Source organism: Acidimicrobiales bacterium, assembly GCA_036273495.1.
Taxonomy (GTDB): Bacteria; Actinomycetota; Acidimicrobiia; order Acidimicrobiales; family JAJPHE01; genus DASSEU01.
Genome location: DASUHN010000242.1, coordinates 1 through 2177, shown reverse-complemented (window position 1 = coordinate 2177; position 2177 = coordinate 1). Strand labels below are relative to the sequence as shown.

4 protein-coding genes are annotated in these 2177 nt (G+C 71.5%); 3 read left to right on the top strand and 1 reads right to left on the bottom strand.

Annotated features, from left to right (window positions below; genetic code table 11):
* On the top strand, positions 1–425 hold a 425-nt coding region (locus VFW24_10455; protein HEX5267183.1), incomplete at its 5' end, for a glycosyltransferase family 2 protein.
* 15 nt (positions 426–440) lie between these two features.
* Here the strand turns inward: VFW24_10455 and VFW24_10450 are convergent.
* Complete coding sequence (locus VFW24_10450; GenBank protein ID HEX5267182.1) at positions 441–761, bottom strand: helix-turn-helix transcriptional regulator; 321 nt, start codon at positions 759–761, stop codon at positions 441–443.
* Between the two features lie 85 nt (positions 762–846).
* Between VFW24_10450 and VFW24_10445 the strand changes: the two genes are divergently transcribed.
* Complete coding sequence (locus VFW24_10445; protein ID HEX5267181.1) at positions 847–1677, top strand: PIG-L deacetylase family protein; 831 nt, start codon at positions 847–849, stop codon at positions 1675–1677.
* Between the two features lie 211 nt (positions 1678–1888).
* Positions 1889–2177: sigma factor (locus VFW24_10440; protein HEX5267180.1), on the top strand; the 289-nt coding region annotated here is incomplete at its 3' end.

Sequence of the window (2177 nt, the reverse complement as noted above, 5' to 3'; positions counted from 1 at the left end):
TCCGCCGGGACGTGGCCCTGCAGTACCTCTACCTGCTGCCCCGGGGCTTCTCGTGCGTGACGACGATCACCATGGCCTTCCTGGCCAACGGTTACTCCGTCCGGTACGTGCCGATCGACTACTTCCCCCGCGCCGGCCGCTCGAAGTTCCACTGGTGGGTGGACACCCGGCGGTACCTCCTCCAGATCGTGAGGATGGTGCTCGTCTACAACCCACTCCGCGTCTTCATGCCGCCCAGTCTTCTCTTGCTGGTGGCCGGGGTCGGCAAGCTGGCCTACGACCTGGTGGCCAACAGCTTCCACGTGGCCGCCGACACGATCGTCCTGCTGCTCGTCGGCGTGGCCCTCGGCCTGTTGGGGCTGGTGGCCGACCTCGTGGTGACCCTCAACAAGCCCCGGGACGAGGTGGACCCGGCCGCGCTCTGACCCCTGGCTGGATCGTCAGGTGGGGCGGCCCAGGACCGGGTAGCGGAGGGGCGCCTTCGGCGGAGCGAGGTGCATGGTCTCGGCCAGCTCAAGAACGTCTTCCAGCTGGCGGGCACTCGTCCTCGGGTCGGGTCCTGGCTGAAGCCGCGGGACGAGGGCCAGGTCCAGGTCCATGGCGCGAGCGAGCCTCCGCATCGCGGCCACCGAGGGTTCCCGCGCTCCGGACTCGTAAGCCGAGATGACCGACTGCGCCAACCCGGCGCTCCTTCCGAGCCGGGCCTGCGACCAGCCGCGCTTCAGCCTGGCCTCCCTCAGCATGCGGCCCGTGTCGTTCACCTTCTTCATTATAGCGTATCCGCTATATCTCAGCCGGGCGGCGGGAGCGCGCGCGAGGCGGTGCCGAGGTGTCACGCTTGGTGGTGTGCGCCTGCCCCGATGGCTGAGGAGGTCCGTCGCCCGGGCCAAGCCCGTGGTGCCGGCGCGGGCGTGGCCGGCGCTGCTGGCCGTCCGGTCCCTCGTCGGTGATCGCCCCCTCGTCGGAGTGCCCGGGTTCCGGTCGGTCCTGGTCGTCGCCCCCCACCCCGACGACGAGAGCGTGGGGGCCGGGGGGACGATCCGGTTGCTGGCCGACGCCGGGGCCACCGTCACCGTCCTCTTCGCCACCAGCGGGGAGGCCACCATCGGCGCCCCCGACGCCCCGGAGGAGGTCTCCGCCCGCCGGCGGAGCGAGGCCAGGGCCGCCTGCCGCCTCCTGGGGGCCACCCCCCGCTTCCTCGAACACCCCGACGGCAGCCTGTCCGGGGCCACCGACCTGCTGGCGGGGGAGATCGGGGCGGCGGCGGGGGAGCTCCGCCCTGAGGCTGTCTTCCTTCCGTGGTTCGCCGACGGCCACCCCGACCACGAAGCGTGCACGGTTGCTCTCTCTCAGGCGGGTATAGACCCTAAGGTGGAGGTCTGGGGTTTCGAGACGTGGACGCCGCTGCCGGCCAACCGGCTGGTGGACATCACACCCGCCATCGGGGCGAAGCGGGCGGCCGTGGCCGCCCACTCCACCGCCCACCTGGCCTTCGACCTCGGGGCGCTGCTGGGCCTGTCCCGCTACCGGTCGGTTCACGGGCTGATGGGTCAGGGCTACGCCGAGGCGTTCGTGGCCGCTCCCGTGCCGCAATACCTGAAACTGGCAGCCCGGGCCCGGGCATCGGCTCAGGAGGGGTCCGGACCCGCCGATGCTGGTCCGCAGACCAGATTTTGACGGAGGGACCGGAGTTGGGGGCCGTTCAGGCCGATTGCGGCAATAGAGTTGTATTGCCCCGGCGGCGGATCGGGGTGACGTCCCCGCCCGGCGTCGGGGGCGTCCTCTAGTGCCGGAAGGGGGACCTCCGATCACTGGATCCCCGATCGAGAGGCTGCCCTCGGCCGCCCCGGCGGTGGCCCGCCCCGAGCCGCCGGAACCCTATGTGGTGATGGAGGACGATCCGCCGACTGTGACGCCGGTTGTCCCACTCCGTCCTCCTACCAGGGCGGAGGCTCCCGCCCCGCTCGACGACGAGATCGTCGAGGCGACGAGGAGAGGAGAGCGCTGGGCGTGGGAAGCCGCCTATCAGGCCTATGCCAAGGCCCTGACCGGCTTCCTGGTACTGCGCCTGCGGGACCGCGATGACGTCGCCGAAGCTCTCTCCGAGACCTTCCTCCGGGCCCTCGACCGGGCCGGCACCTTCCGCGGGGACGCCAACTCGTTCCGCGCCTGGCTGT